We start from the raw sequence: 24,156 nt of genomic DNA, 5'->3' as shown, positions 1-24,156 counted from the left end.
CGGATGTGGTCGAAACACATTCGGTTTTTTTGGCTTAATCCGGTTAAAACTGCCTGGCAGTTTTATTTCAAGTTAGTCTCTTACTATAATCCTCCTTCCTTCAATCGTAAAGTTTAAGCCTCCGGTTTTTAGTATTTCAAAAATTTGAGTTATCGGGGTATCCCTTGAAATCCGTCCGCGGAAATGATAATCGGGAACCTGCCCCACAAATTCAACATCTACATCGTACCACCTGGAAAGCTGGCGCATAATGGATGATAAACTGCTATCGTTAAACTGAAAAGAACCTTCTTTCCATGATATGATTTCTTCAATATTGGGGTTGGCATTTAAACTCATCAGTTGTCCGGTATTTATAGCCTGCTGACCTGGAACCAGTATCAGATCTGTATTGGTTTTTGCAGCTGAATGAACTTTTACACGGCCTTCAACCAGGGTTGTTTTAATGTTACCTTCATCGGCGTAACTGTTAATATTAAAATGTGTACCCAACACCTCCACCATCTGATTTCCGCTCATCACCCTAAATGGTTTAGATTTATCTTTTGCTACTTCAAAATAACCTTCACCGGTTAACACCACTTTTCTTTCCTTAGCTGAAAAGGCAAGTGGAAATTTTAAAGATGAGGCTGCATTTAGCCAAACCTGTGTCCCATCTGGTAATTTCACCAGATACTGTCCGCCTTTAGGTGTTTCGATGGTATTATAAGCACTGGCTGAACCCTGATTTGATGCACCGCTAACCGTATAACTTAATTGCCCGCTGGCCGTTTTGGAAATACTGATTCCTGCCTGTTGGGCAACCTTTCCATTGCCTGCAGCATCCAGATTGATTCTGCTGCCGTCAGCTAAAATTAAAAATGCCTTGTTACCACCTGGTGTAATGGTTTGAGGATTGGCCTGAGGCCTGCCGGCGAGCGCTGGTTTTTTATCTAGTTTTAAATAACCGATAGCAACAACGAGCAGGATCGCAGCAGCGGCAGAAAGCCATCTATAGTCTATTTTCTTCCCAACCTTCTTCTGCTTCAGCTTTCCCTCCCCTACATTTGCATCTATAAGCTGTTTGATATTACTTTTAATTGCCTGCTCATCCAGCACATCTGTGATATCGGTTTCATTATTAACCAGCATCGAATATGTTTCCAAAAATTTTTTTTCCTCATCAGATGCGGTTCCTTTGTTGTATCTGTCTAAAATCTTTAAAAGTTGCTTTTCGTTTATATGTTTCATCAGGTGGCTGCTTTAACAGTATGACCCGCGAAAAGAGAAAAAGCCCAGTCAGGATAAAAATATTTTTTTAAATCCTATGGTTTGGAAGAAAATGAGTCCTGGTGCTTAAACCAGCATGAATAAAACAAGAATAATGAGCAAAGCTGTTTTGAGTTTTGCAAGGGCTCTTCCTAAATGGTTACGTACTGTTTTAGGAGATAAACAAAGTTGAGTGGAGATTTCAAGCGTATTTAGGCCTTGGTTAAAGCGCTTTTTGAAAATTATTTTTTGTTGCTCGGGTAAATTATCGATCAGGGCTTCATAAGCACAGAGAAATTCTTTATACAAAATCTGATCATCAGCCTGGTAGCAAGATACCTCCGATTCCATTAATACATCCAGAATGGGGCTGCTGCGTTTCTGTTTGGCCATCAGTTTATAAGACTGATTTCTTACGGCAGTAAAAAGGTAGGCGCTGAGGTTTTCAATTTTGGAATCTTTATCCCTTAGCCACAATTGAGTAAAAATATCTTGCGTAATGTCTTGTGCAGAAGAGATGTCTTTAATTTGTTTGTATGCTGCATTAAAAACCTGTTTCCAATAACGGTCGTACAACTCATTAAAAGCCAGATTATCAGAAACGCTAATCAGTGCTAATAATTCTGCATCACTTCTACCTTGGGCTAGACTTAATTTCATGACATCAGTAAAGTTAAAATCCTGCTAATGATCAGCATATTTGGCTACACCAAATATATAAATACTAAACAAAGTTTAACAAAAAAAATACTTTTTTATTCTTCAATAATGGTTTATCAGCAACATAATCCATTAACTACCTTTATCTGCATACCAACGCAACTGTAAACTTATATTTCGAAAATACGCCAATAACAAACAATAGTATTAAAATTATGGATATTCGCCTAATTTTAAAAAAAGTTTCGTATAACATAAATTCATTTAATAATTAGCACTTATGTTTGTACAAACACTAAACTAAGTACAGTATAATTAAACTAACAGAATTACTTTTTCAACTCCATAAGCGGAAACTCGAAGCGCATAATATGCCTTAAGAAAGCCAATTAGAAGCGAATAAACTGATACGTGCATGAACAAACTTAAACACCTTCTCGTCAGTTCTAAGCTGTTTTTCATTATCTGGTGTATGTTAGCTGCATTTGGCACTTACTTCTGCATGTACGCTTTCAGAAAACCCTTCACCAGCGGTACCTACACAGGTTTAACGTTTTTTAATCTTGATTACAAGGCTGTTTTAATCATCTCGCAGGTACTCGGCTATATGATTTCAAAATTTATTGGCATAAAAGTGATCTCAGAGCTTAAAAAATCTGGCAGAAAAAAACTCATTATTGGCCTTATCCTTTTTGCTGAAGCATCTTTGCTGCTCTTTGGCCTGGTTCCATACCCTTTCAATTTCATTTTTCTATGCTTAAACGGTCTTCCCCTCGGCATGGTCTGGGGAATCATATTCAGCTATCTGGAAGGAAGGCGTTTTACAGAAATGCTGGCCATGGGGCTAAGCATTAGCCTTATTGTATCTTCCGGAATAATTAAAACCATATATTTCACCATACATGAGTGGCTTCCCTGGGTTTCAGAATTCTGGATGCCCGCTACCGTAGGCTTGTTTTTTCTACCCCTCTTCCTGCTGTTCGTTTGGATGCTGAATGTTATTCCTGAACCCAATGAAACCGATAAACTCCTCCGCGTAGAGCGCTTACCCATGAATACGGAAGACAAAAAGTTATGTCTGCGTGAATACGGCATTGCGATCATAGGCATTGGCATTATCTACACCATGCTTACTACGATGAGAGACTTTCGGGATAATTTTTCGGTCGAGATCTGGACTGAGATTGACAGTCAGTGGGACAAGGCTGTTTTTTCTATTACTGAAGGTATCTCAGGGACGATCGTACTGCTTTTTATTGGCAGCTTATCTTTGATCAGAAATAATATTAAGGGTTTTTGGGGTACTCAATACCTGATTGCTTTAGGTTTAATACTGAGTGGAGGCAGCACCTTGTGTTTCCAGTTTAACCTCATCAGTCCTTTTTGGTGGATGTTACTGGTAGGAATGGGGATGTTTATGGCTTATACGCCTATCCAGGTCGTGCTATTTGAACGGATGATCGCCCTTTTTAAAATAAAAGCAAATGCCGGATTTTTTGTTTACATCTGTGATGCTGTGGGCTACCTGGGCAGTGTAGGCCTTTTATTGTACAAAGAATTTTTCATGAAAAACGTCAGCTGGGCAAAAGTACTGATGCAATTCAGCTATCTGCTATCAGGAATATGTCTTTTACTGCTGGTCTTCGTCGCTATTTTCTTTAACCGAAAAATAAGGGCAAAAGGGCCGATAACAGGAATTTTAGATAAGCTACCCATAAATCTCCACGATTAACTCCTCCAGACCTGGATAGTCATTACTCCATCAGAAGCGAATGATTAGCAGATTTATTTCAATCTAAAAACAGAATTATATATATTAGATAACCATACATTTCTGAACCTCTCATGAATTTAGCCAAAATTTTTAATCGTTTATTCAAAAACATCAGCACTCAGGATAATCTAGTTTTGGTCAAACTTGATCCCAAAAAGCTCATTTTTCCTAAAAACTTTTCCGCTAAAGGGATATGAAAAATCTTGAATCATTCAACTCTGGCTTCATAAATAAACTTTCACTACAACAGCTGGTTTTTGTACTAACATTATTCTGCTTCTCATTTCAGTTTAGTACTGCACGCTCGCAGGTAACTTATAAGGGAATTGTGATTAGCGAAAACGAAAAGAAGCCGCTTGCACTGGTAACGGTAAAACTTCAACAACAGCAAAGAGATACCGTTTCAAACGAAAAAGGAATTTTCGAGATCCATACCAATGAACAACCGGATACCTTGACCTTTAGTTATATTGGTTATAATATTCAAAAGATACCTACCGCTAACTTTAAAAATGGGCAAACTGTACTGCTGAAAGAAGATAACTATACGCTAAACGAAGTACAGATCAGCGTGAAGAAACAATATGAGGTTTTAGGTAAATTTTCTTATGATCAGGTCAACTATAGCGTTAAAAAGGAAATACAGGAGCTATTCGTTTCCTCACCCCTGCCTATTGCAAAAATGTTTGAGACGACGGCTACCGATTTTAAACTGGAGTATATTACCCTTGGCCGTTTTGCGCAAAAACATTCTCCACCAAGCAAACCACTTTTTTCACCAAATGGTCGTACTACTTTATTTCCAATTAACGACGAACTTTATTTTAACCGGAATAAGCACCTCGATACATCGAAGATCAATATTTATGTAACGGGAATAGATTCTATAAGCCATGGTCCCGACACATTACTTTACTACAAAAAGATAGAAGTAATGTTGGATAGTTATCAGACCTTGAACCAGATTGATCTGCGGAAACTGAACATCCGTCCTCCCGGTTCAAGTTTTTTTGTCATTATAGAATGGTTGTATGAACTCCAGAACCAGACCTATAAAATCGGCCATAAAATGGTGACATATAATAGTCAGAACGTTTTCATCCCACAATATACCATTGGCTACGAACCTTTTATTGCGTTATATCCACAATCCGCTGATAAAACGAGTAACCGTTTTATCAGACAAGACGGAAAGTGGTATGCCCTGGATAAACCCGCAGGTGATGCTTCCAGGGAAATTGCACTGTCCATAAATATCTCATACTACAAATGAAAATGATTAAACACCTGCTTCTTTTCTGTTGTTATGGGTTGTTTGGACAGATACCAACCTTACAAGGACAGGAAATCAACCGCGTTACGATTTTTATAACAGACAGTACGACAAAAAAACCGATTATTGGCGCCCTGGTGTCCTGTAAAACCAGACAGACCTATACCATGGCCAATACGCAGGGGAAAGTGGACCTATTAGCTGCCAAAAGCGATTCGGTTTATCTCGAGAAGCAAAACTATATATCAAAAAAAATCAGGATAGCCGACGTAGAAAACGGCAAGGTGCAACTGGTGCTAAAAATGGCAACAGGTATCGTTTTTAAGGAAATCAAAGGCACCAAAAAAATAACGCTTAACGAGTTTAACATCGATCATGTGAAACATTACGTGGGTTTTCCAGACCCATTTCATCCGTTACCATACCAACAGGTGGCGCAACGTTTCTATAATCCGGCAGAACGTTATATGCTGGAAAAAATTTCTGTTGCCCAGCTCCTGTTTAACTCAGAGCTAGCGATTACTGAGAATAAAAATCTTTTTTTAACTAAAAACTATAAAGATGGAGATGCTCCTGGCGGAGATAACAGCAGAGTTTACAAATACGAGGATTTGCAAAATGCCACTTTCAGGGTCAGGATCTATCGCGCCGATGCTGCCGGTTTTCCTGCTGAAGATCTATGCAATGAGGAAATCAATGTAACTGCGGAAAACTCATATAAGATCGTGGCGAATATTTCAAAATATAAAATTATCATACCAAAGGGCGATTTCTTTGTCGCCATACAATGGCTGCCCAACATTGAAAACGCAAGTCAGATCGCCTACAACACATTTTCCACTACCAAACTAACTGGTTTCAAACCTTTTGTAGGACTTGAGCTGATCAAAGATGGGGAGGCTACATTTTTTGCAAAAGATTATTCAGGAAACTGGAAAATAAGTCGGGATAAGGCAAAATTGGCTATAACCGTTACAGGCAGGGCAGAATAAACCTTATAATACCAAACTTGTGAGCGCTTGATGAAATATTTTACTCTATAATTTTTCAAGTAAAAACATTATCAATTGACTCTGGAGTCCCATCTAGTTGATTTCTGTAACATAAAATCGGAACTCAAAAAATGCGGGCAGCACAGATAACACTGCCCGCGGGTATTTATTGAAGCGTTATGGTTGAGGTTTTATAGTTTTGGCTCACCGGCAGGGTACCGTCCTTCAAGGTCAATATCAGCTTTTTAGCCGTTGCCAGATTTGCAGGAATAGCAGTGATGACCAATTGGGCCGAACTGCTGTTGGCAGGAATCGTAATTTTCCCTGCCGGTCCCGAAATCGTATAATGCGTACCTGCTACAGCTGTGCTTGCAGGATCTATCGAATAGTCGATGTTGATATCAGAACCCTGTTGTGGCCCTACCAGCTGGATAAGTACTGTAGTGCTTCCGGGAGCAGCCGTTGTACCTTTCGCAAGTGTTACGGTAACCGGCTTAAATTCTACCTGCGATGGCTGGTCGTATTCTATCCTGTATTTTTTACATCCAAAAAACAGCAGTATTGCCAATATAGCGGCTGGAAATATTATTTTTTTCATATGATTTATTATTTTAATAGCCTGGGTTTTTAACAAGATTCGGGTTCACACTCAGGTCGGCCTGTGGTATGGGGGCAAGGATTCTATAATCGGTATTATAGGCAATAGGCGCAATAGTTCCCAATGCCGTAGATTTTGGAACATCTAAACCAAGGCGGACCAGATCAAACCACCTGTCCCCCTCAAATGCAAGTTCAATCCTTCTTTCTTTCAGAATTGCAGCTATTGAAACGGGAACACTGCCTAAACCTGCTCTTATTCTAATCTTATCCAGATCACTCTGGGCAGTTGCACCAATGGCCGAACCTGCCCTAAAATTGGCTTCCGCCCTAATCAGGTAAAGTTCAGAAACCCTAAGTAAGGGTATATTTTGTAAAAAGTTAACCCCATTTGTCGGAACCCATTTGCGCACATAATTAACCGTTACATTACTTTTTTTGCCTGTTGTAATGGTACCTCTTCTTATATCTCCCGTTTCATACAATGCCAGTAACTCGGGTGTTGGCGTAAAATCGCCATATCCTACCTTTGGCTCACTGTTGTTATCAAAAGCAGTCTGATCCTGGCGCTTACCGTAATCAGCGGGAAACTGGGCGTAATAAGACTGTAAGGATTCATTGATATTAGATTGTTCGGAAGTGATTACAATATTCAGGATGGCTTCCGGATTATTGTCAGCGTAAAAACTGGAGGTATATGCGGCATTGCTCACAAAGGTTGAGCCTGCTGCAGCAATTGCTTTATCTGCATAAGTGGCGGCCTGACTATACTTACCCCAGTAAAGGTAAACTTTAGACAAAATAGCCTGTGCAACCGTTTTGGTAATGTACCTGTTCCCGGCGGCATTATCCAGAATACTTTCTGCAGCCAATAAATCCAATTCAATTTGTTTGTAAACCTCATCTACTGTATTCCTTGCAGGAAAAGTAACTGCTGCGAGTGTAGGTGTCGGCTTCAGAACAAGCGGCACACCTTTATCAAATCCATTGACGATAAATTGAGGATTATAGCCGTACAACTTTACCAGATCCCAGTAAAATAAAGCACGTAAGCCATATGCCTGACCTAAGATCTTATTTTTGTCTGCCTGCGCACCAGCCAGGTTAGTTGTTGCTTCGATAACCAGGTTAACCTGATTAATACCCGAAGTATACAGTCCCCAAAGGCTCATGTGGGCGCCCGCTGCATTAACCGAATTGGTGATCAAACGGTTAGAATTAAGCCCGGGAATCGGATAAATATTATCAGCCATGATATCAGGATTGATTTTAAACGACTGCCCGTAATATCCGGTTCCCCTTAAATTACTGTAAACGGTATTGAGCAGACTATTAACGCCTGTAAGACTGGATAAGGCATCAGCCGCAGCTATAGTATCTCTGGGCGCCGTTTCCAGTGTTTTTTTACATCCTGAAATCCCAACCAGCCCGGTTAGTATAAGTATATATAAGTATTTTTTCATTTTGATTTATTTTTATCTACAATCCGATCTGGAATCCTAAAGTATAAGTTCTCGCCTGCGGTACTCCCCCATTATCAGAAAGTACGCTTTCCGGATCAGTCCCTGTATATTTGGTCCAGGTTAACAGATTGGTACCGGTCGCATAAAGAAGTACATTATTAAGCTTTGCTTTGGAAATGAAATTTTTAGAAAATTTGTAAGACAACCTCACTTCTTTTAGTCGCAGGTAATCTCCTGGCTTATACCACTGGGTTGATAGCGTACTGTATGCAGTAGAGGCAATTCCCCCGGTTACATAATTTCCTCCGGTATAGGCAAGCGGCACATCTGTAATCTGCCCAGGTGTTGTCCATCTTCTAAAAACATCCGTACTCCGGTTTGATGCATTTGCATAACTATCCAGGAAGTTTTTATTCTGATCGATCAGCAAAAAGCCTGTAGCATACTGGAAGAAGATATCAAGGCCAATTCCACCGTATGAAAAGTTATTGGTAAACCCACCAAAATATTTCTGCTGGCTGTCGCCTATAATTTTCCTGTCGTTGGTGGTGAGGTTATAGGTCAGGTTATTGTTTGCATCTAACCAAAGCGGTCTTCCATCAGCCGGATTTACCCCCGCATACTGGTAAGAAAGAATCCTGCTTACGGAGTTGCCAACCAACTGGAATCGTGGATCAAGATCATCGGTAATAAGTTCGAGTACTTTGTTTTTATTAAACGAGACGTTGAATGAACTGCTCCATTTAAATTTACCGACCAGGTTTTCAGAATTTATCTGAAATTCGAAACCCCGGTTACGCATTTTACCGGCATTATCGCTCACTCCGCTATAACCGCTTGTACTGGGCAGTGTACGCGTTAAAAGCAGGTTTTTATTCAGTTTATTATAATATTCGGCAGTAAAACTTAACCTATTGTTCAATATTGACACATCGGTACCAAGATTCAGGGTATAACTGTCTTCCCATGTAAGTTCTACATTCGGAAGGCCGCCCGGCGAAATCCCGCCTACACCATTATAACCTGAGTTCGAACCAAAGGTGGAAAGAGAGGCAAAGTTTCCGATACCCGAATTCCCAACTTTACCATAACTGGTTCTGATTTTCCAGTCATTCAGCCATTTAACATCCTTTAAAAAGTTCTCTCTTGAAAGTCGCCATGTAAGTGATCCCGATCCAAAGAGCCCGAATTTCTGGTTTTCACCAAACCTTGAATTTCCATCGTAACGGATTGTTCCGTTAACAATATACTTATCATCAAAAGCATATTCTGCCCGGGCAAAATATCCCAGGTTTTTAAACTCTGTAAAGCTCGACGAAATAGAAGCCAGAACAGTACCTCCGTTCAATGTCCTGAATAAATAGTTTGGAAAACCTGTTTTCTGGGTAGTTACGGAGTTGTTTACCTGATGGCGATACTCAAAACCTGCCAAAGCAGATACTTTATGCTTAGCTCCATACAGGTGGCTGTAATTTAAAGTTGCGTTGGTTTGGTAATTTTTAAACTCGGTATCTAAAAAGGTATATCTTCCGTTTGGTGCGGCACCATCTCTTGTTCTTGGATCCTGAAAACGGTCCTCTTTGATATCTCCATAATCGATCGAACCTGTTGCCCTAAACTTCAGGTCATCAATAATTTTATAATTCAAGGCAAAAATCCCCTGAAGCTGGTTGGTAGTCCCTTTGTTAATATCGTAATTTGCAGATTTGATTGGATTGGTGGCTACTGCACCGAGCAAAGGTTCATTGTAATCGCCCGAGGCGGTGTATATGGCCTGGGTTGGAATCAGAAAGTTTGCTCCAAATGAAGGGTTTGCAAATGTTGAACCACTCAGCGTTCCATTCTGGGTAAAGGTACTCAGGTTTAAATTTGCCTCCAGCGATAACCGGTCATTTACATTGTGCTCAAGATTGGTTTTAAAGGTACCTCTTTTGAAATCCTGCTGAATCTGTTGCCCTTTTTGATCAAACAGACCTGCAGAAATATAAAATTTGGTTTTGGCGTCACCTCCCCGGGCAGTTAACTGATAGTTTTGTGTCTGGCCTTTCCGGTAGGCGGCATCATACCAGCTATAAGATGGTGCGGCAGACGGATCAGAACCAAAAACCGTTTTGATACCAGAAGGACCAACAACCTGGCTGCTATTGGCACCGTACCGGTTAACATATTCTTCTGTGTACACCGATAGCCACTCAGGTCCAGAAAGTACATCAAGTCTGTTAACCTCTTCTGCGTAACCAAAGTAACTACTGAAATCGAATTCGGTTTTCCCTGCTTTCCCTCGTTTTGTTGTGATGATAATTACGCCGTTTGCGGCCTGTGAGCCGTAAATAGATGCAGATGAAGCATCTTTCAATACATCAATAGTTTCGATATCATCGGGATTCAGGTTGTTTAAAATATTAGATGTAGATAAGCTTCTGGATAAATCTCCCGAATTGATCTGGATACCATCCACGATGTAAAGTGGTGCAGTACTGGCGTTAAATGAGCCCGTTCCGCGGATCAATACACTTACCGAAGCACCTGGTGTTCCTGAATTGGTGGTTACCCTAACCCCGGGTAACCTACCCTGCATGGCCCTATCGAAACTTATTAAAGGCACTTTTTCAATCTCTTTTGCCGAAATACTGGAAACCGCACCTGTAATGTCTCTTTTTTTAACCGTTTGGCCGAAACCAGTTACGATAACCTCTTCTAAACCTGTTTGATCGGCTTGTAAGCTGATATTGATTGCCTTACGGTCACCAATATTCTCCCTTAGCGTTACAAAACCGAGGTAGCTAAACTCAATTGTTTTTGCCGATGATGGAGCAACGATGGAAAACCTCCCGTCTGCATCAGTTTGCGTGGCAATTTTACTGCCCGATATTCTTACAGAAACAGCAGGAATGGGCAGCCCGTCTGCCACAGCTATTACCTTTCCTGTAATAACTTTGGTTTGTGCCCTTGCATTAAAGACTGCAAAAAGGCACAGTATAATAAGCGAAAATAACTTTCGTTTCATTTATGATGGTTTTAGTTAATGAATGTTGATGCCAGTTCCCAATTCATGGCAGATATTGAAATTTTACCCACAGCGATTTCATTGCTAACAGAAAAACTGCCTAGCCTTAAATCAACACAATGCTTTAAGAAGAAAAATGGGGTAATTTGGGAGAATAGGATAGTTTAAGCAGTAATACAATCGTTTACGGCTAAGGGACATCCATTTAATTGACGAACTAATTTTTTAGGATATTTTCATTATATTTGTTTGAGTGGTTAAACATTAAGTCGCATTATTGGTCACATACCGTGATAAATCACTTGATTCAGGGGCGGCCTCAATCGCCCCTGTTATTATTTATCTGGTAACCTTTTGTACACTTTGCATAAAAGGGCAGCTGTCTTTTTTCTCTTATTATTTCTAAAACTTATTAATTAATTTTTATTGAACCGTATTCTTATCTATTTACTTTTAGCCTCCAGAAGCGACGCCAGTTTTTCTTTCAATGCTTCTCCACGAAGTCCTTTTGCGATAATCTTTCCATCTGGATCAATTAAAAAGTTTGCCGGGATAGATCTGATTCCATATTGTTTTGCTACCGCATTGTCCCAAAATTTTAGGTCAGAAACATGTGTCCATGTCAACTGGTCATCGGCAATGGCTTTTAACCAGGCCTCTTTTTTCCCAGGCTGATCTAAAGAAACACCCAATATGGTAAACCCTTTATCTTTATACTGATTATAGGCTGCTACTACATTAGGATTCTCCTGTCTGCAAGGTCCGCACCATGAAGCCCAAAAATCAACCAGAACATATTTTCCTTTAAAATCAGATAATTTTACCGGTTTATCGTTTACATCATTTTGTGTAAAATCGATTGCCTGAAGTCCAATTTTGGTTTTCTTTACCGCGTTGAAGTAAATTGAAACATCTTTACCAGCTTTACTCTCTTTTACCGTCCCATCTAATCCAGCATAAACCTGTTCCGCTTCTGCCTGTACGGATTCACTGGTGGCAATCTGCTGAATTGCGTTTAAGCTTATGTAAGATTTAGGGTTTTTCCTTGCAAAATCAAGGTATATTGGCTCCAGCGCCTTACTTGCTGCTTCATAACGTTTATAAATCGAATCGGTTAGTGCCTTATTTTTTTTCTGTTCAGGACTAAGTTTACCAAATTCGCCGCTTATGGCTGCAAGTTTATCCTGTACAGGTTTGGTTAACGCTTTTAACTTATCATTATCGGCATTTACTTTCGATCCGGAAATTGAAGCATTTTTTAAAGAATCTGCCGTGGCAAGTTTAAGGGTACCTGTTTCGAGATAAAAGGACAATACATCCCTTTTTCCGTTTTTTTCAACTGGTTTTCTATAGAGCGATGCCCTAACCGGATCGGCTACATGGCCAGAAAAGGAGAATGATCCATTTTTTAATTCTGTAGAATCGGTAAGCGATTGTCCATTCTGAGCATAACTGAGGTATACTTTTTCGGGGGCTGATGATTTTTTCAGGGTTCCCTCAATGGAGAACGGTTTCTGTGCTATTGCTGCAACCGGAAGGATACTAATGGCAATTAGTAGTGATTTTTTCATGGTTTTTGGTTTTATGGGTTCTTTTTATAAAATAATTAAGTTCAAAGTTGAAACAGCATGTAAGCTCAACTACCTGAAAACACGCTCGAAATAGTTGTTGCCTTTCAGCTGGAAGATATCAGGTTTCATCCCTACAAAAACTTTTTCGGGAGTGATATCGTCAGCGCTGGTGTTTAAATAAATGTTCATTTTTTAATCTTTAAAATTTACCACAGGCTCATTCAGATTCTTTAGCGAAATCTTTCTTATCTTTCCTTGGTTAGAGGAAGGATTTAGCACCTTATTTGGCAACAGGTTGCTAAGACATCACAGGGCCTTTCCCTCAGTCTTTCTGGATAAGTCTGCAAAATTATTCCTTGCAGGAGCAAATATATATAATTCCTATAGATTTTGTAGTCTTTTTATTTAAAGTCTAAAAAAAGTGGTTATACCTGTAAAAACACTCATGAAAATTGCATATCTATGACTGTTGATGTAACAAACTTTGGTGGATATTTAAGCTACTATGCCAGGGAAGAAACCCTTTAAATGACAAAGGCTACCTTACAGGTAGCCTTTAATGTGGTGGAGAATATCGGATTCGAACCGATCACCTCTTCACTGCCAGCGAAGCGCTCTAGCCAAATGAGCTAATCCCCCAATTTTAAATTTTCAAGCTTCCTGCCCGAGCAGCAAAAATAGCAAATACTTTCTCGAATGCAAATGATAATTCACTTTTTAATTAATCTTTAGGTTTAAAAGCAAACAAGGCCATTAAACAGATTACCGCAAACACCGATTGCATAGGATAATTGATGAACAGAAAAAGTACAAATGTGGCAATAAGCAACAGTACAAAAAACATAATGGCCTTAAAAGCGGTATCCATATAACACATGGCTACAACAGCCAAAAGGTAAAAAGGAATAATAACGGCAGCTATAAACATCGCCGAAAATAAATTCCTAATATTAACCGAACATTAAATATGCTTTAGGTTTAATTGCGTAAAGTTGTGAGTTAAATATATTCGTTAACTTCTTTTTTGTTTAACAGCTCCTGATAACAATCTACAAATTGGGCCACGTTATAGCCATCCATCAAGGCATGGTTTACGTGTATGGAAACCGACATTATTTTTCTCCCGTTTTCATCTCTAACCTTGCCAAAAGATATTTTAGGGCAGCTATCGTGATAAGCATAATTGCGGGCATGTGATAAAGAAGTGAAATTTAACCAGGGTAGTGCCGAATAGTGAATTACATTTCCGCCTGATGAGGAAGGGATTAAACCTGTGCTGGCCTGCACCTTTTCAATCTCTTTATTGGCCGCTGTTCTAAAATCTTCAAAGTCATTATAGAAATCCATGTAGCCAAATCCAAATGTGCCATTTGGTCTGTTAATTGTGGCTGCAGCATGCACGCTTTCATACTTCCAAACCTCGCCATCAATAATGCGGTAACGAAAAGGTTCTACCTGATTGGCAGCAACAAGCGATTTGTGCAGGTAAAGCAGAAAAAAAGAAACTTGATGTTCTTTTGCTTCTTTGTAGGTAGCCGTACAGTCAACTTCTACGGTTACGCCGAAGAAAGGTTCTTCAAAGGCGCTAAAAAATTTAAAATGATCTTTTCTGATCCAGGTGTTTATATCTATTTTTTCTTTCATTCAATTAATTTTGGTAAAACCTCAGATAGATTTTCCATCTGATAAAAGTTTGCATGTTCGATGGTATGATCGATACTTTCGTGCACCCAGGTGGTATGGAAAGGAATGTGAACAGCATGGCCGCCAATATTCAATACGGGTAAAACATCCGATTTTAGAGAATTGCCCAACATTAAAAAGGCCTCAGGTTTACAATCCAGATGTTTAATCAGTTTTTGATAATCTTTTTCCTGTTTATCGCTCATAATTTCGATATGGTGAAAATAGTGGTCCAGCCCTGATTTGGTCAGTTTTCGTTGTTGGTCGAGTAAATCACCTTTGGTAGCGACCACCAGTTTGTATTTCCCATGTAAGGTTTTTAATACCTCTTCTACCCCATCAAGCAATACAACAGGTTTATTGAGCATTTCCTGTCCAAGTGTTATCGCTTTACTAATCACAACAGGATCTATTTTACCTTCGGTTATCCTTAAAACGGTCTCGATCATGCTTAAAACAAAACCTTTAATCCCGTAACCATAAAGCGGTAAATTGGCTATTTCTGTTTTATAAAGTTCTGCCAAGATGCTGTGCCGGGGCATAAAATCTTCTAAAAGACCTGCAAACTGCTCTTCGGTTTCGCGGAAATAAGGTTCGTTTACCCAAAGGGTATCATCAGCATCAAAAGCAATTACAGTAATTTGATTTTTCATGGTTATGCTTACTTTAGTAGCACAAAAGTAAAGCAACAGATACCGTTAAAAAAGGACATTTGTCTCGATTAAATAAATATGCTTCGCACCAATCTTACTTTCTTATCCTTTATCGAACGTTTTTCTTCCGAAAATAAAGGAGAAGCCATAACACTTAAAAACTTTAAAGCAGGACATCGTTTTGTTGAACAGGGTGAAAAAATCAACAATATTTACATCATTAAGGATGGCATTAGCAAGTGTTTTATTTCTGAAGAAAACGGTAAAGATTTTATTATCGAATTTTTAGGTAAAGGCGAAGTGGTAGGCGAATTGGAGGCTTTAAAAAAGATAGATTGCTTATGTAATGTAGCGGCAATAAGTGATGTTTCGGCCTACGTTATTCCCGATCATCTTTTCCTTTCACTGATTCATAAAAGTAGTGAATTTACTACAATCTTACTCCAGGAATTGTCTACCAGAATTATACAAACCAGTACACGGGCATCCTTCCAGCAGCTATATACCTTAGAATATGCGCTTTTAAAATTGCTCAAACTGCAGGCCGATGAGCACATCTCCATCTCGAAAGAAGACATGGCTGCCTATCTGGGCATTTCCGTAAGAAGCTTTAACAGAAGCTTAAAGCAAGTGATTGATAAAGGAGGTTTTGATACCCCCGAATTTAAGCATGTACTCCAGCTCACCAATATGAAAAAGCTACTCGAACGATTAAAATAACCAACGTTATTTGTGGTATAATTATTGCTTCGAAGGTATTTAAAAATTAACTGTAACGTTTCGGCAATTTGATTCGTTTAAGTAATTGAAATTTAACAAGGCCGCATTTTTGCGGAAAACAATGCCACACAAAAAAACCACATATATAATGAAAAACTGCAAACGTCAATTCACATTAAGATTCCCAAGTTAATCGATATTCTGGAGTACCAGCTTACTCTGCAATAAAACGATATCCTTAATTATCATTTAAATAAGGCGCAGGCAACACCTCTGCCATTTACATTGATTCAGCTAATCTTAATTAAACATGAGTGCTTATATTAACATCTACACCAATTCTTTAACAGACGATCTAATTCCAACAATTTTAAAACGGTTAAACGAACATGAAAATGTTCTGGACATTAACTCATCCTTTTCATTTCGAAATACAAACGGGACTCTTCCAATTGTTTTTAAGTGGGACAAGCCAAGCCTGGAAATATTCAACGAAAATAATTTGAAATTAAATTTTAGTGTTTCACTAAAATCTTTCGATCTTAAAGAATACAAGAAAAAGCTTTTTAAAGAAAAAATTATCAAACAAAGCGCTGTTCAAAAAATATTTGGGTTATTTAAGAAGAAGAAAAAAAAGAAAGTAGCCAAACCTGTAAAATTAAGTGCAGAGGTTGAAACACAATTACAGCAGTACAATAAAGTATTTTCTTTAAAATATCATTCAGGTGATGTTTTTGAAAACCATTTTGCAACTTTAATTGGTGCGATTATTACAGAATTAACCAATGGCGTTTGTCATTTTACCCAGGAGAATGTGTGGTACAATGCTAAAAACGCACTAAGAGAATCGTTGGTAAACTTATATACACTTGAAGAACTGCCTAACCACATCAACAAAAATGCGGTAGCCGTTGCGAGCTAAAAAAAATTAAATTTCTAAAGCCAATATCAATGCTTCTTATATATCTTAAGATATTGATATTGGCTTTTCTTTTTACCTTCATCATCACTTTAATACGCTCCCTGGAGTTATTGGTCGTTATCAATATTTAACGCGTCATCACACAGTCTCAAATCTTTAGGATTAATAGCTTTCCTGCGAGATATCTAAGCTACATCTCTCCACAAACGCCCAACTGCGCTTTGTTTCTCAATGCCTGAGCGGACACTAAACATTTAAGGCTTAAAACTTGTTGTTTAATTAAACGAACACCAGTATGCCCGATATCTTAATTATAAACGGTAGCGCCAGATTGAATGGAAATACACAAAAGTTTATCAGCAAACTCACTCAGGAAATTGCATTTGATCAGCTAAATTTAGTGGAGCATTATTTTCTGCCGTATAATTACGAAAACCAATATCCGGTTGAAGATGGTTTCGAAACCTTTGCAAAAGAAATCCTATATCATAAACACCTTATTTTTGCAACACCTGTGTATTGGTACAGCATGAGCGGGCGAATGAAAAACCTGTTCGATCGCCTGACAGATTGGGTAACCCTGAATAAAGAAGTGGGCCGAAATCTAAAAGGAAAAACAGTACAGTTAATTGCCGTAGGAACGGATGGCGATTTACCCGACGGTTTTACAACACCATTTTTTATGACGGCCAATTACATGGAGATGGATTTTAAAGGCCATGTTTATTTCAATTCGGATCTAACAATTAGCGAGGAAGAACATGCAGAAATCAGGAAATCTTTTTTTAGTTTTATAGCTGTATAAACACCTTGTTTAGCACGCATCATAATTTATATATCCAAAAATTCTATTTAAAGCAAAAGCATGAATGTAGAAGAAGTTTTTAAGAATAATGAAAAATGGATTGCCGAGAAACTGGCCATTAATCCTGATTATTTCACTGAATTATCGAAAGGTCAAAGCCCTGAGTTTTTGTACATCGGCTGTTCAGATAGCCGTGTTACCGCAGAAGATTTAATGGGCATACAGCCAGGTCAGGCTTTTGTACACCGAAATGTGGCCAATCTGGTAAACAACGTAGATTTAAATGTAATGACGGTTTTAAATTATGCCGTACGCCATTTAAAAGTAAACCATATTGTTGTTTGCGGCCATTACAATTGTGGCGGTGTTAAAGCAGCCATGCAACCTGCAGATTTGGGCATATTAAATCCCTGGTTAAGAAATATCCGCGATGTATACCGTATCCACAAAGAAGAGCTGAATGCCATTGAGGACGAAGGTCTTCGTTACAACAGATTGGTAGAACTTAACGTTCAGGAGCAATGTGTTAACCTGTTAAAAACCGCAGCCGTGCAGGAAGCAATTGCCGGACGCGGCTTAACCGTTCATGGTTGGGTATTTGACATCCACACCGGTCGTTTAATTGATCTAAAAATCGATTTTGAAAAGATTTTGAAAGACATTAAGGAGATTTATAACCTTTATTAGTCCATAGTCATAAGTGCGAAGTCTTTAGTCCTAATGACATAAAAACCCCGCAGGTTTAAAACTTGCGGGGTTTTATTATCTTTGTGGAGTCCTAAAAAAGGTTGACCAAATCTTAACAAAATGGTCAATAATAATTTAAAAAAATTGCAACGTTCACCCCGGAGTTACAGTGAAAGTTTCAAGCGATTAGTGGTAGAGGAGTACGAGAACGGTCATTTGAATAAAGACCAGTTGCAACGTAAATACGATATCCGCGGAAATCAGTGTATTCAGAATTGGTTACGAAAATATAGTAAATTAGCCTATCCAAGATATAAAAGCATTGGCAGGCCTATGAAGGACAACGATCAACAGCGACTCAAAGAGCTTGAGTTCGAGTTAAAGCAAGAGAACAAGGCATTGGAAAAGAAGTTAAGGGAAGCAGAACATCAGCTTTCCATGTACAAGAAATTTGTTGAGATCGCGGAGCGGGAACTGAACATCGAGATCCGAAAAAAGTCTGGCGCCAAGCAGTTCAAGAAATAGCACTTTTATCCAGTAAGAACACTATTACTAAGTTGTGCAAGCTGTTTGGCTACACGAAACAGGCTTTCTATAAGGCAAGATCCAATAGCTCAAAAAAGACTGTTGCAGAGCAGGAGATCAAAGAGATGGTCCTGAACATTCGACATAAGCTACCGCGGACCGGGGTCCGTAAGCTGCATGTGATGTTACGGGAAAGCATGTCCCGCAAGAACATGTGGGTTGGACGCGACAAACTTTTTGGGATATTAAGATCACAGCATCTGCTGGTCCAACGGAAACGCAAGTATACCAGAACAACTGATTCGAAGCACTGGATGAGGAAATACCCCAACCTAACTAAGGACCTGGAACTAACCATGCCTGAACAGCTATGGGTTTCAGATATAACATACCTACAAACGGTTGCAGGAAATGAATATCTGCATCTGGTTACCGACGCAGGCTCGAAGCTAATAATGGGGTATGAAGTCTGTGGCGATATGAAGGCTGTGTCTACGAAAAAGGCATTGGAGATGGCCATAAGCAAGAGGGAGTATGAGCATCAGCTCATCCACCATTCTGACAGGGGACTACAGTATTGCAGCTATGATTATATCAGGCTTTTATCGCATAACAACATCACAATCAGTATGACTGAAAATGGTGATCCATATGAAAATGCAGTCGCAGAAAGAGTCAATGGGATTTTAAAGGACGAATTTGGATTGGATGCAGTCTTTAAGGGGAAAGCCCAATTATATAAACAAGTGCACCAGGCGATTGAATTATATAACCAGATGAGATTACACTCTTCAGTAAATATGTTAACGCCGAGGCAAGCGCACTCAAAACCTAAGATATTTGTAAAACGGTGGAAGAAAAAAGAACCATCAAAATAGATTTTAATGGTTCTTTTATTTTTATAATTTAGTAAAATAAATAGTCAACTTTTTCAAGGACTAGACACTTTGTGGTTACTACTCTAGACTTCTGACTCAAGACTTCTGACTCAGGACTCAGAACTAACCTACCTTCCCATCCAACCGCCATCAACGGTCAAAATTGTTCCATGAACATAATCACTTGCTGGTGAGGCCAGGAATAAGGTTGGTCCTTTAAAATCTTCCGGAGTGCCCCATCTTCCGGCAGGGATACGCGATAATATAGAGGTGCTTCTATCCTGATCTTCGCGTAAAGCAGAAGTATTATCGGTTGCAATATAACCAGGCGCAATGGCATTTACATTTACCCCTTTTGATGCCCACTCATTAGCGAAAGCTTTGGTTAAAGATGCAATTGCCCCTTTACTCGCTGCATAACCAGGAACGGTAATACCACCCTGGAATGATAATAATGATGCCGTGAAAATCACTTTTCCGCTTCCTCTTGCAATCATCTCTCTACCAATTTCACGCGTTAAAATAAAGGGGGCCGTTTGGTTTACCGCAATGACTTCATCCCAATACTCATCAGAATGCTCAGCAATTGGCTGACGTAAAATTGTTCCGGCGTTATTGACTAAAATATCGATAACGGGATGGTCTGCTTTTACCTGAGCCGCAAAAGCCAGGGTATTTTCGCGTTTACCAAAATCACACTGGTAAGCATAAAACTTTCTGCCCAGCGCTAAAATTTCTTTCTCTACCGCACTGCCCTGAAGTTCGAGACTTGCAGAAACACCGATAATATCGGCACCCGCTTCTGCTAAAGCTAAAGCCATTGCTTTTCCTATCCCTCTTTTACAGCCGGTAACTAATGCAGTTTTACCTGCTAAATTGAATATGTTTGACATGTTTTTTTCTAAAGTTCTATTTTAAAGATCTCTCCACTTCGCTTTGTGCCAGTCGAGATGACGAAAAGAATTTATTTCAGTTCGGTAATGGCACAGTGGTCCATATCGCCATAATCAAGATTTTCGCCTGCCATACCCCAAATAAAAGTATAGTTGCTTGTGCCTGCACCTGAATGGATTGACCAGTTTGGCGAAATAACCGCCTGATCGTTCTGCATCCAAATATGACGGGTTTCTTGTGGCTGGCCCATAAAGTGGCAAACGCTCTGTCCTTTTGGAACTTCGAAATAGAAATAAGCTTCCATCCTTCTATCATGTGTATGCGCAGGCATGGTATTCCAAACACTTCCCGATTTTAACTCGGTCATACCCATTTGTAATTGACACGTAGGCAAAACACTATTTACCAATAACTTATTAATTATTCTGTGATTTGCGGTTTCAGGCGTACCTAATTCTACAATCTCTGCCTCAGCTTTGCTTACCTTTTTGTTTGGATAAGTATGGTGTGCAGGCGCAGAATTGATGTATAATTTTGCAGCTTCGCCAGGGATAGCAGATTCAAAAAACACTTCTTTGGTACCTTTACCAATATACAAAGCTTCTTTATAATCCAATTCGTATTTTTCGCCGTCAGCAGTAACAATAGCTTTTCCGCCAACATTAATAATACCCAGTTCCCTACGCTCTAAAAAGTAGGTGGCTTTTAAATCATCTGGATTTGGAAGTGCTATTTTCTGATCAACAGGCATTGCACCACCAACAATATATCTGTCAAAATGAGATAAGGTTAGGTTTACCTGGTTTGCCTCAAATACGTTTTCAATCAGGAAATTATCCCGCAAAGCAGCGGTATCCATTTGTTTAACTTCTTTAGGGCTTTGAGCGTAACGGCTTTCGAATTTATTCATTGGTTAAAAATTGAGTTTTGCGATAAGACCTGAACTGATATCAGATCCTATCCGCAAATATATTTATACCTTACTTATTATTTGTATTAATACTCAACTTTATAATCCTTTTTTATGGTTTCTCCACTCCAGGCCTTTAAACTGGTCCAGGGTGCAGGTGCATCTGTCCAGAATTTACTATCGGCTGGTAAACCCAAGCTTAAAAAGCCCAGCGTGGCCATATATAAACTTCCCGTTGAAGTGTAGGTATCTGCCACTTCCGGCTGATGACCGTTAAAGCCCAGCACCAGCCATCCCTTATCGTCAAAATTCTGCTTTCCATCATATAGTTTATGCATGACGGCGGTTAAGCCACCACGAACTTGCGATGGTTTTACATATTCAGGCAGTTTTTCCATTAAGGCTGTTTGGGCCAATGCCTGAAAGGCAGCTGTACGATAAGTGATCGAGCGGCCATAAGCCGGATAAGTGCCCTCTGGCGAAATAATCCTTTCTAAATACTCTGAATAACGCACCATTCTTTTCAATGCGATATCATAATCGGCCTGAGCTGCTCTTTTCTTGTCAACCAATACTTTTAACAGATCAACCAGCATCGGGTGGATAACATAAGAATTGTAATAATCCATGCTAAATTTTTCACCATCACTATACCAGCTATCGCCTACGTACCATTCTTTCATTTTATTGATCGAAAACTGAACACGGGCAGGATCATACTGCTCGCCGATGCTTAACAGAAAACCTTCGGTTAAACCTGAAAACAATAGCCAGTTGTTATAAGCACCACTACGGGTACGTAACGATTTAAATTCTTCTATAAATCTTTTTTTGGTGAGCTCATCAAGTGGTTCCCACAGCGCTTTTGGTGCACGCAAGAAAGCATGTGCAACATAGGCCGCATCAACAATAGGCTGACTTTCTGAGCGGTAACTGATATAATCGGGACTCTCGGGATTTACCGAATTGGCCAAACCTTTTAAAAGTTCGGTACGCATGGTTTTTCTAAGTTTACCTTCTGCAGAATCATCGTCTGGTAAAGCCAGCCACGGTGCAACACCTGCAATGGTGCGCCCTAGTGCTTCGAGATAAGTAACTTTAGCCGCATTTAAGCCATAACCTGGTGCTTTTTCTACAGGCATGTTCTTTTTTAACGTTTCGTTAGCCAGGTTATGGATTACCGGGTACGCAATACGGTTTAAGGTTTTAACCCAAAAGGCACGGTCTTCGGCGCCGGTGGCCGGTTTCTTTTGTGCATAAGCAAACTGCGAGAAGATCAGCAGTGCCGAAAAAATTAGTTTGTATTTCATTTTCTTTATAGTGTGAGTCTTAAAACTCAGTGTTAATTTTAAATTATTTGGAGAGCAGGTCTCTGCACTACTATTCAAGTTTCTTCCCGCTTTCCGTTTTACTCTCCCGATGAAAATCGGGCTCGTGTCCACTTCAATCGGGTCTAGGTGGCCTGTGAACTGCTACTATTTTACCCGATTAAGCGATCTGTATGATTTTGTATTGATCAATTTTTAGCTTCTTTTCCTTACGAATCGCCATGCTGTCCCAAAGCATCAACATCAGCATCCTTTAATGCAGGAAAGATCCTGAAATAAATTCAGGATGACGACGCTTTTTATTAAAATCCTGTCATGATCAATATCTTTACAAATACCATTTCTTGTATCTCGCCAAAGCCTCTAAATAGTAGTAATCGGCATAAACCAAAGGCACATCTATTTCGCTGTTTAACGGATAAGCACCGGTGCTATGCATTAATAAAAAGCCCCCGTTTTCGCCTAATTTTGCATGGTAGGCATTACCCGCGAGTGAATAAATCATGGTTTCTGCCGCAGATTTGAATTCAGCTTTTTCGCTTCCAGAAGCATACTGCCCCAGCTCTAACAATGCCGAAGCGATTAATGCACCTGCCGATGCATCGCGCTTGGCAAAAGGAATACCTTGCGCATCGAAATCCCAGAATGGTATTTTATCGGCCGGTAAATTTGGATGGTTTAATATAAAGTGTGCAATACCTTTGGCTTGTTTTAAATAGCTTTCATCTTTGGTAAAACGGTACATCATGGTATAACCATATAAGGCCCAGCCTTGCCCGCGCGACCACGCAGAGCAATTTGCAGCGCCCTGCCAGGTTGCTTTTTTAATGATTTCGCCAGTTTGTGGGTTATAATCTATCACATGGTAAGAACTAAAATCTGGTCTGAAATGATTTTTTAAAGTAGTATTGGCGTGTGTAATAGCAATCTCTTTATACTTTTTATCTCCGCCATTATCGCTTGCCCAGTTCATCATTTCGAGATTCATCATATTATCAATAATTACCGGACACTCCCACATTTTGCTTTTGTTCCATGATTGGATTGATTTTACAACCGGGCGGTAACGCGTAGCAAGAGATTCAGCAGAACGCTGAATTACGGCTTTATATTCTGCTTTGCCTGTTAAACGGTAAGCATTCCCAAAACTACAGTACATCATAAAACCTAAATCGTGGTTTCCAGTATAAGTTTGGTTGGGTTCTATTACTTTTAAGGCCAGCTCTGCCTCTTTTTTAATGTTCTGATCTTTGGTTTGTTCGTATATGTACCACAAACTGCCTGAATAAAACCCGCTGCACCACCACTTAATATCGTAATTTATAGATTTACCTTTGTCGAAACTTTGAGGTGTTTTGCCCTCAGGTATATTTTTAGCCAGCACTTTATATTGGTCGGCGGCGAATTTAAATTCATCGTTAATTAACTGGGCCATTGGCTTCCTGGCGGTTTGGGCAAATGAGCCAGCCCCCGTAAGCAGGAGTAATGCGGCAATTAAATTGATTTTTTTCATCTGTATATTTGTGTTTTTAAAGGTAATGAAGCGCTCCTTCGCAGCGCATATCA

The 24,156-nt window shown here is 39.5% G+C and carries 22 protein-coding genes, 1 tRNA gene and 1 riboswitch; of the genes, 9 read left to right on the top strand and 14 right to left on the bottom strand.

Features of this window, described 5'->3' with window-relative positions:
* Nucleotides 1-72: 72 nt before the first annotated feature.
* A complete protein-coding gene (locus CA265_00855; GenBank protein ARS38312.1) occupies nt 73-1,230 on the bottom strand; it encodes a hypothetical protein in 1,158 nt (385 codons plus the stop codon).
* Nucleotides 1,231-1,335: 105 nt separating this feature from the next.
* Nucleotides 1,336-1,908: a hypothetical protein gene (locus CA265_00850; GenBank protein ARS38311.1), complete on the bottom strand. Its 573-nt coding sequence runs from the start codon at nt 1,906-1,908 to the stop codon at nt 1,336-1,338.
* Nucleotides 1,909-2,323: 415 nt separating this feature from the next.
* Here CA265_00850 and CA265_00845 point away from each other — a divergent pair, with 415 nt between their 5' ends.
* The 3 genes from CA265_00845 (at nt 2,324) to CA265_00835 (ending at nt 5,947) form a co-directional block, all read left to right on the top strand.
* Nucleotides 2,324-3,640, top strand: a complete 1,317-nt coding sequence (locus tag CA265_00845; GenBank protein ARS38310.1) for a hypothetical protein — start codon at nt 2,324-2,326, stop codon at nt 3,638-3,640.
* A 235-nt stretch (nt 3,641-3,875) separates the two neighbouring features.
* Nucleotides 3,876-4,955, top strand: coding sequence for a hypothetical protein (locus CA265_00840; protein ID ARS38309.1), 1,080 nt, complete (start codon nt 3,876-3,878; stop codon nt 4,953-4,955).
* Nucleotides 4,952-5,947 (top strand): hypothetical protein, encoded by a 996-nt coding sequence (locus tag CA265_00835; protein ARS38308.1) that lies wholly within the window; start codon nt 4,952-4,954, stop codon nt 5,945-5,947. The genes CA265_00840 and CA265_00835 overlap by 4 nt, the downstream gene beginning before the upstream one ends.
* A gap of 166 nt (nt 5,948-6,113) precedes the next feature.
* Here the strand turns inward: CA265_00835 and CA265_00830 are convergent, their stop codons facing one another.
* The 8 genes from CA265_00830 to CA265_00795 form a co-directional block, all read right to left on the bottom strand.
* Nucleotides 6,114-6,545 (bottom strand): hypothetical protein, encoded by a 432-nt coding sequence (locus CA265_00830; GenBank protein ID ARS38307.1) that lies wholly within the window; start codon nt 6,543-6,545, stop codon nt 6,114-6,116.
* A 13-nt stretch (nt 6,546-6,558) separates the two neighbouring features.
* A complete protein-coding gene (locus CA265_00825; GenBank protein ID ARS38306.1) occupies nt 6,559-8,007 on the bottom strand; it encodes a hypothetical protein in 1,449 nt (482 codons plus the stop codon).
* A 16-nt stretch (nt 8,008-8,023) separates the two neighbouring features.
* Nucleotides 8,024-11,014: a hypothetical protein gene (locus tag CA265_00820; protein ARS38305.1), complete on the bottom strand. Its 2,991-nt coding sequence runs from the start codon at nt 11,012-11,014 to the stop codon at nt 8,024-8,026.
* Nucleotides 11,015-11,457: 443 nt separating this feature from the next.
* Nucleotides 11,458-12,585: a hypothetical protein gene (locus tag CA265_00815; GenBank protein ARS38304.1), complete on the bottom strand. Its 1,128-nt coding sequence runs from the start codon at nt 12,583-12,585 to the stop codon at nt 11,458-11,460.
* A 242-nt stretch (nt 12,586-12,827) separates the two neighbouring features.
* A riboswitch (SAM riboswitch) is annotated at nt 12,828-12,927 on the bottom strand.
* 220 nt (nt 12,928-13,147) lie between these two features.
* Nucleotides 13,148-13,224: transfer RNA gene (locus tag CA265_00810), tRNA-Ala, on the bottom strand.
* A gap of 82 nt (nt 13,225-13,306) precedes the next feature.
* On the bottom strand, nt 13,307-13,513 hold the full coding sequence (locus tag CA265_00805) for a hypothetical protein (protein ARS38303.1): 207 nt from the start codon (nt 13,511-13,513) through the stop codon (nt 13,307-13,309).
* Nucleotides 13,514-13,584: 71 nt separating this feature from the next.
* Nucleotides 13,585-14,229 (bottom strand): chloramphenicol acetyltransferase, encoded by a 645-nt coding sequence (locus tag CA265_00800; protein ARS38302.1) that lies wholly within the window; start codon nt 14,227-14,229, stop codon nt 13,585-13,587.
* Nucleotides 14,226-14,921: an HAD family hydrolase gene (locus tag CA265_00795; protein ID ARS38301.1), complete on the bottom strand. Its 696-nt coding sequence runs from the start codon at nt 14,919-14,921 to the stop codon at nt 14,226-14,228. Before CA265_00795 ends, CA265_00800 begins: the two co-directional genes overlap by 4 nt.
* A gap of 78 nt (nt 14,922-14,999) precedes the next feature.
* On the opposite strand from CA265_00795, the gene CA265_00790 reads away from it, so the two are divergent.
* The 6 genes from CA265_00790 to CA265_00765 all read left to right on the top strand — a co-directional run bounded on the left by CA265_00790 (nt 15,000) and on the right by CA265_00765 (nt 19,458).
* The gene (locus CA265_00790; protein ID ARS38300.1) at nt 15,000-15,641 is read left to right on the top strand and encodes a Crp/Fnr family transcriptional regulator; all 642 of its coding nucleotides are present in this window, start codon (nt 15,000-15,002) and stop codon (nt 15,639-15,641) included.
* Between the two features lie 310 nt (nt 15,642-15,951).
* Nucleotides 15,952-16,563 carry a hypothetical protein gene (locus tag CA265_00785; protein ID ARS38299.1) on the top strand — a complete coding sequence of 204 codons (612 nt, stop codon included), beginning with the start codon at nt 15,952-15,954 and terminating at the stop codon, nt 16,561-16,563.
* A gap of 295 nt (nt 16,564-16,858) precedes the next feature.
* Entirely contained in the window at nt 16,859-17,368 is a 510-nt protein-coding gene (locus tag CA265_00780) for a hypothetical protein (GenBank protein ARS38298.1), read from the top strand.
* Nucleotides 17,369-17,428: 60 nt separating this feature from the next.
* A complete protein-coding gene (locus tag CA265_00775; protein ID ARS38297.1) occupies nt 17,429-18,055 on the top strand; it encodes a carbonic anhydrase in 627 nt (208 codons plus the stop codon).
* A 120-nt stretch (nt 18,056-18,175) separates the two neighbouring features.
* Complete coding sequence (locus tag CA265_00770; protein ID ARS38296.1) at nt 18,176-18,580, top strand: hypothetical protein; 405 nt, start codon at nt 18,176-18,178, stop codon at nt 18,578-18,580.
* Between the two features lie 32 nt (nt 18,581-18,612).
* Nucleotides 18,613-19,458 (top strand): hypothetical protein, encoded by an 846-nt coding sequence (locus CA265_00765; GenBank protein ID ARS38295.1) that lies wholly within the window; start codon nt 18,613-18,615, stop codon nt 19,456-19,458.
* A 128-nt stretch (nt 19,459-19,586) separates the two neighbouring features.
* On the opposite strand, the gene CA265_00760 is transcribed toward CA265_00765, so the two are convergent.
* From CA265_00760 to CA265_00745, 4 genes are all read right to left on the bottom strand, one after another.
* The gene (locus CA265_00760; protein ARS38294.1) at nt 19,587-20,351 is read right to left on the bottom strand and encodes a 2-deoxy-D-gluconate 3-dehydrogenase; all 765 of its coding nucleotides are present in this window, start codon (nt 20,349-20,351) and stop codon (nt 19,587-19,589) included.
* A gap of 71 nt (nt 20,352-20,422) precedes the next feature.
* Nucleotides 20,423-21,262, bottom strand: a complete 840-nt coding sequence (locus CA265_00755; protein ID ARS38293.1) for a 5-dehydro-4-deoxy-D-glucuronate isomerase — start codon at nt 21,260-21,262, stop codon at nt 20,423-20,425.
* A gap of 86 nt (nt 21,263-21,348) precedes the next feature.
* Nucleotides 21,349-22,572 carry a hypothetical protein gene (locus tag CA265_00750; protein ID ARS38292.1) on the bottom strand — a complete coding sequence of 408 codons (1,224 nt, stop codon included), beginning with the start codon at nt 22,570-22,572 and terminating at the stop codon, nt 21,349-21,351.
* Between the two features lie 346 nt (nt 22,573-22,918).
* Nucleotides 22,919-24,109 (bottom strand): glucuronyl hydrolase, encoded by a 1,191-nt coding sequence (locus CA265_00745; GenBank protein ID ARS42840.1) that lies wholly within the window; start codon nt 24,107-24,109, stop codon nt 22,919-22,921.
* Nucleotides 24,110-24,156: the final 47 nt, after the last annotated feature.

The organism is Sphingobacteriaceae bacterium GW460-11-11-14-LB5, from assembly GCA_002151545.1.
GTDB lineage: Bacteria > Bacteroidota > Bacteroidia > Sphingobacteriales > Sphingobacteriaceae > Pedobacter.
This window is presented reverse-complemented; position numbering and strand designations above follow the sequence as displayed.

Bases quoted from the DNA above. Each gene is read 5' to 3' on its own strand.
- CA265_00855 (ARS38312.1), bottom strand. From the start codon at position 1,230: ATGAAACATATAAACGAAAAGCAACTTTTAAAGATTTTAGACAGATAC.
- CA265_00850 (ARS38311.1), bottom strand. From the start codon at position 1,908: ATGAAATTAAGTCTAGCCCAAGGTAGAAGTGATGCAGAATTATTAGCA.
- CA265_00845 (ARS38310.1), top strand. From the start codon at position 2,324: ATGAACAAACTTAAACACCTTCTCGTCAGTTCTAAGCTGTTTTTCATT.
- CA265_00840 (ARS38309.1), top strand. From the start codon at position 3,876: ATGAAAAATCTTGAATCATTCAACTCTGGCTTCATAAATAAACTTTCA.
- CA265_00835 (ARS38308.1), top strand. From the start codon at position 4,952: ATGAAAATGATTAAACACCTGCTTCTTTTCTGTTGTTATGGGTTGTTT.
- CA265_00830 (ARS38307.1), bottom strand. From the start codon at position 6,545: ATGAAAAAAATAATATTTCCAGCCGCTATATTGGCAATACTGCTGTTT.
- CA265_00825 (ARS38306.1), bottom strand. From the start codon at position 8,007: ATGAAAAAATACTTATATATACTTATACTAACCGGGCTGGTTGGGATT.
- CA265_00820 (ARS38305.1), bottom strand. From the start codon at position 11,014: ATGAAACGAAAGTTATTTTCGCTTATTATACTGTGCCTTTTTGCAGTC.
- CA265_00815 (ARS38304.1), bottom strand. From the start codon at position 12,585: ATGAAAAAATCACTACTAATTGCCATTAGTATCCTTCCGGTTGCAGCA.
- CA265_00805 (ARS38303.1), bottom strand. From the start codon at position 13,513: ATGTTTATAGCTGCCGTTATTATTCCTTTTTACCTTTTGGCTGTTGTA.
- CA265_00800 (ARS38302.1), bottom strand. From the start codon at position 14,229: ATGAAAGAAAAAATAGATATAAACACCTGGATCAGAAAAGATCATTTT.
- CA265_00795 (ARS38301.1), bottom strand. From the start codon at position 14,921: ATGAAAAATCAAATTACTGTAATTGCTTTTGATGCTGATGATACCCTT.
- CA265_00790 (ARS38300.1), top strand. From the start codon at position 15,000: ATGCTTCGCACCAATCTTACTTTCTTATCCTTTATCGAACGTTTTTCT.
- CA265_00785 (ARS38299.1), top strand. From the start codon at position 15,952: ATGAGTGCTTATATTAACATCTACACCAATTCTTTAACAGACGATCTA.
- CA265_00780 (ARS38298.1), top strand. From the start codon at position 16,859: ATGCCCGATATCTTAATTATAAACGGTAGCGCCAGATTGAATGGAAAT.
- CA265_00775 (ARS38297.1), top strand. From the start codon at position 17,429: ATGAATGTAGAAGAAGTTTTTAAGAATAATGAAAAATGGATTGCCGAG.
- CA265_00770 (ARS38296.1), top strand. From the start codon at position 18,176: ATGGTCAATAATAATTTAAAAAAATTGCAACGTTCACCCCGGAGTTAC.
- CA265_00760 (ARS38294.1), bottom strand. From the start codon at position 20,351: ATGTCAAACATATTCAATTTAGCAGGTAAAACTGCATTAGTTACCGGC.
- CA265_00755 (ARS38293.1), bottom strand. From the start codon at position 21,262: ATGAATAAATTCGAAAGCCGTTACGCTCAAAGCCCTAAAGAAGTTAAA.
- CA265_00750 (ARS38292.1), bottom strand. From the start codon at position 22,572: ATGAAATACAAACTAATTTTTTCGGCACTGCTGATCTTCTCGCAGTTT.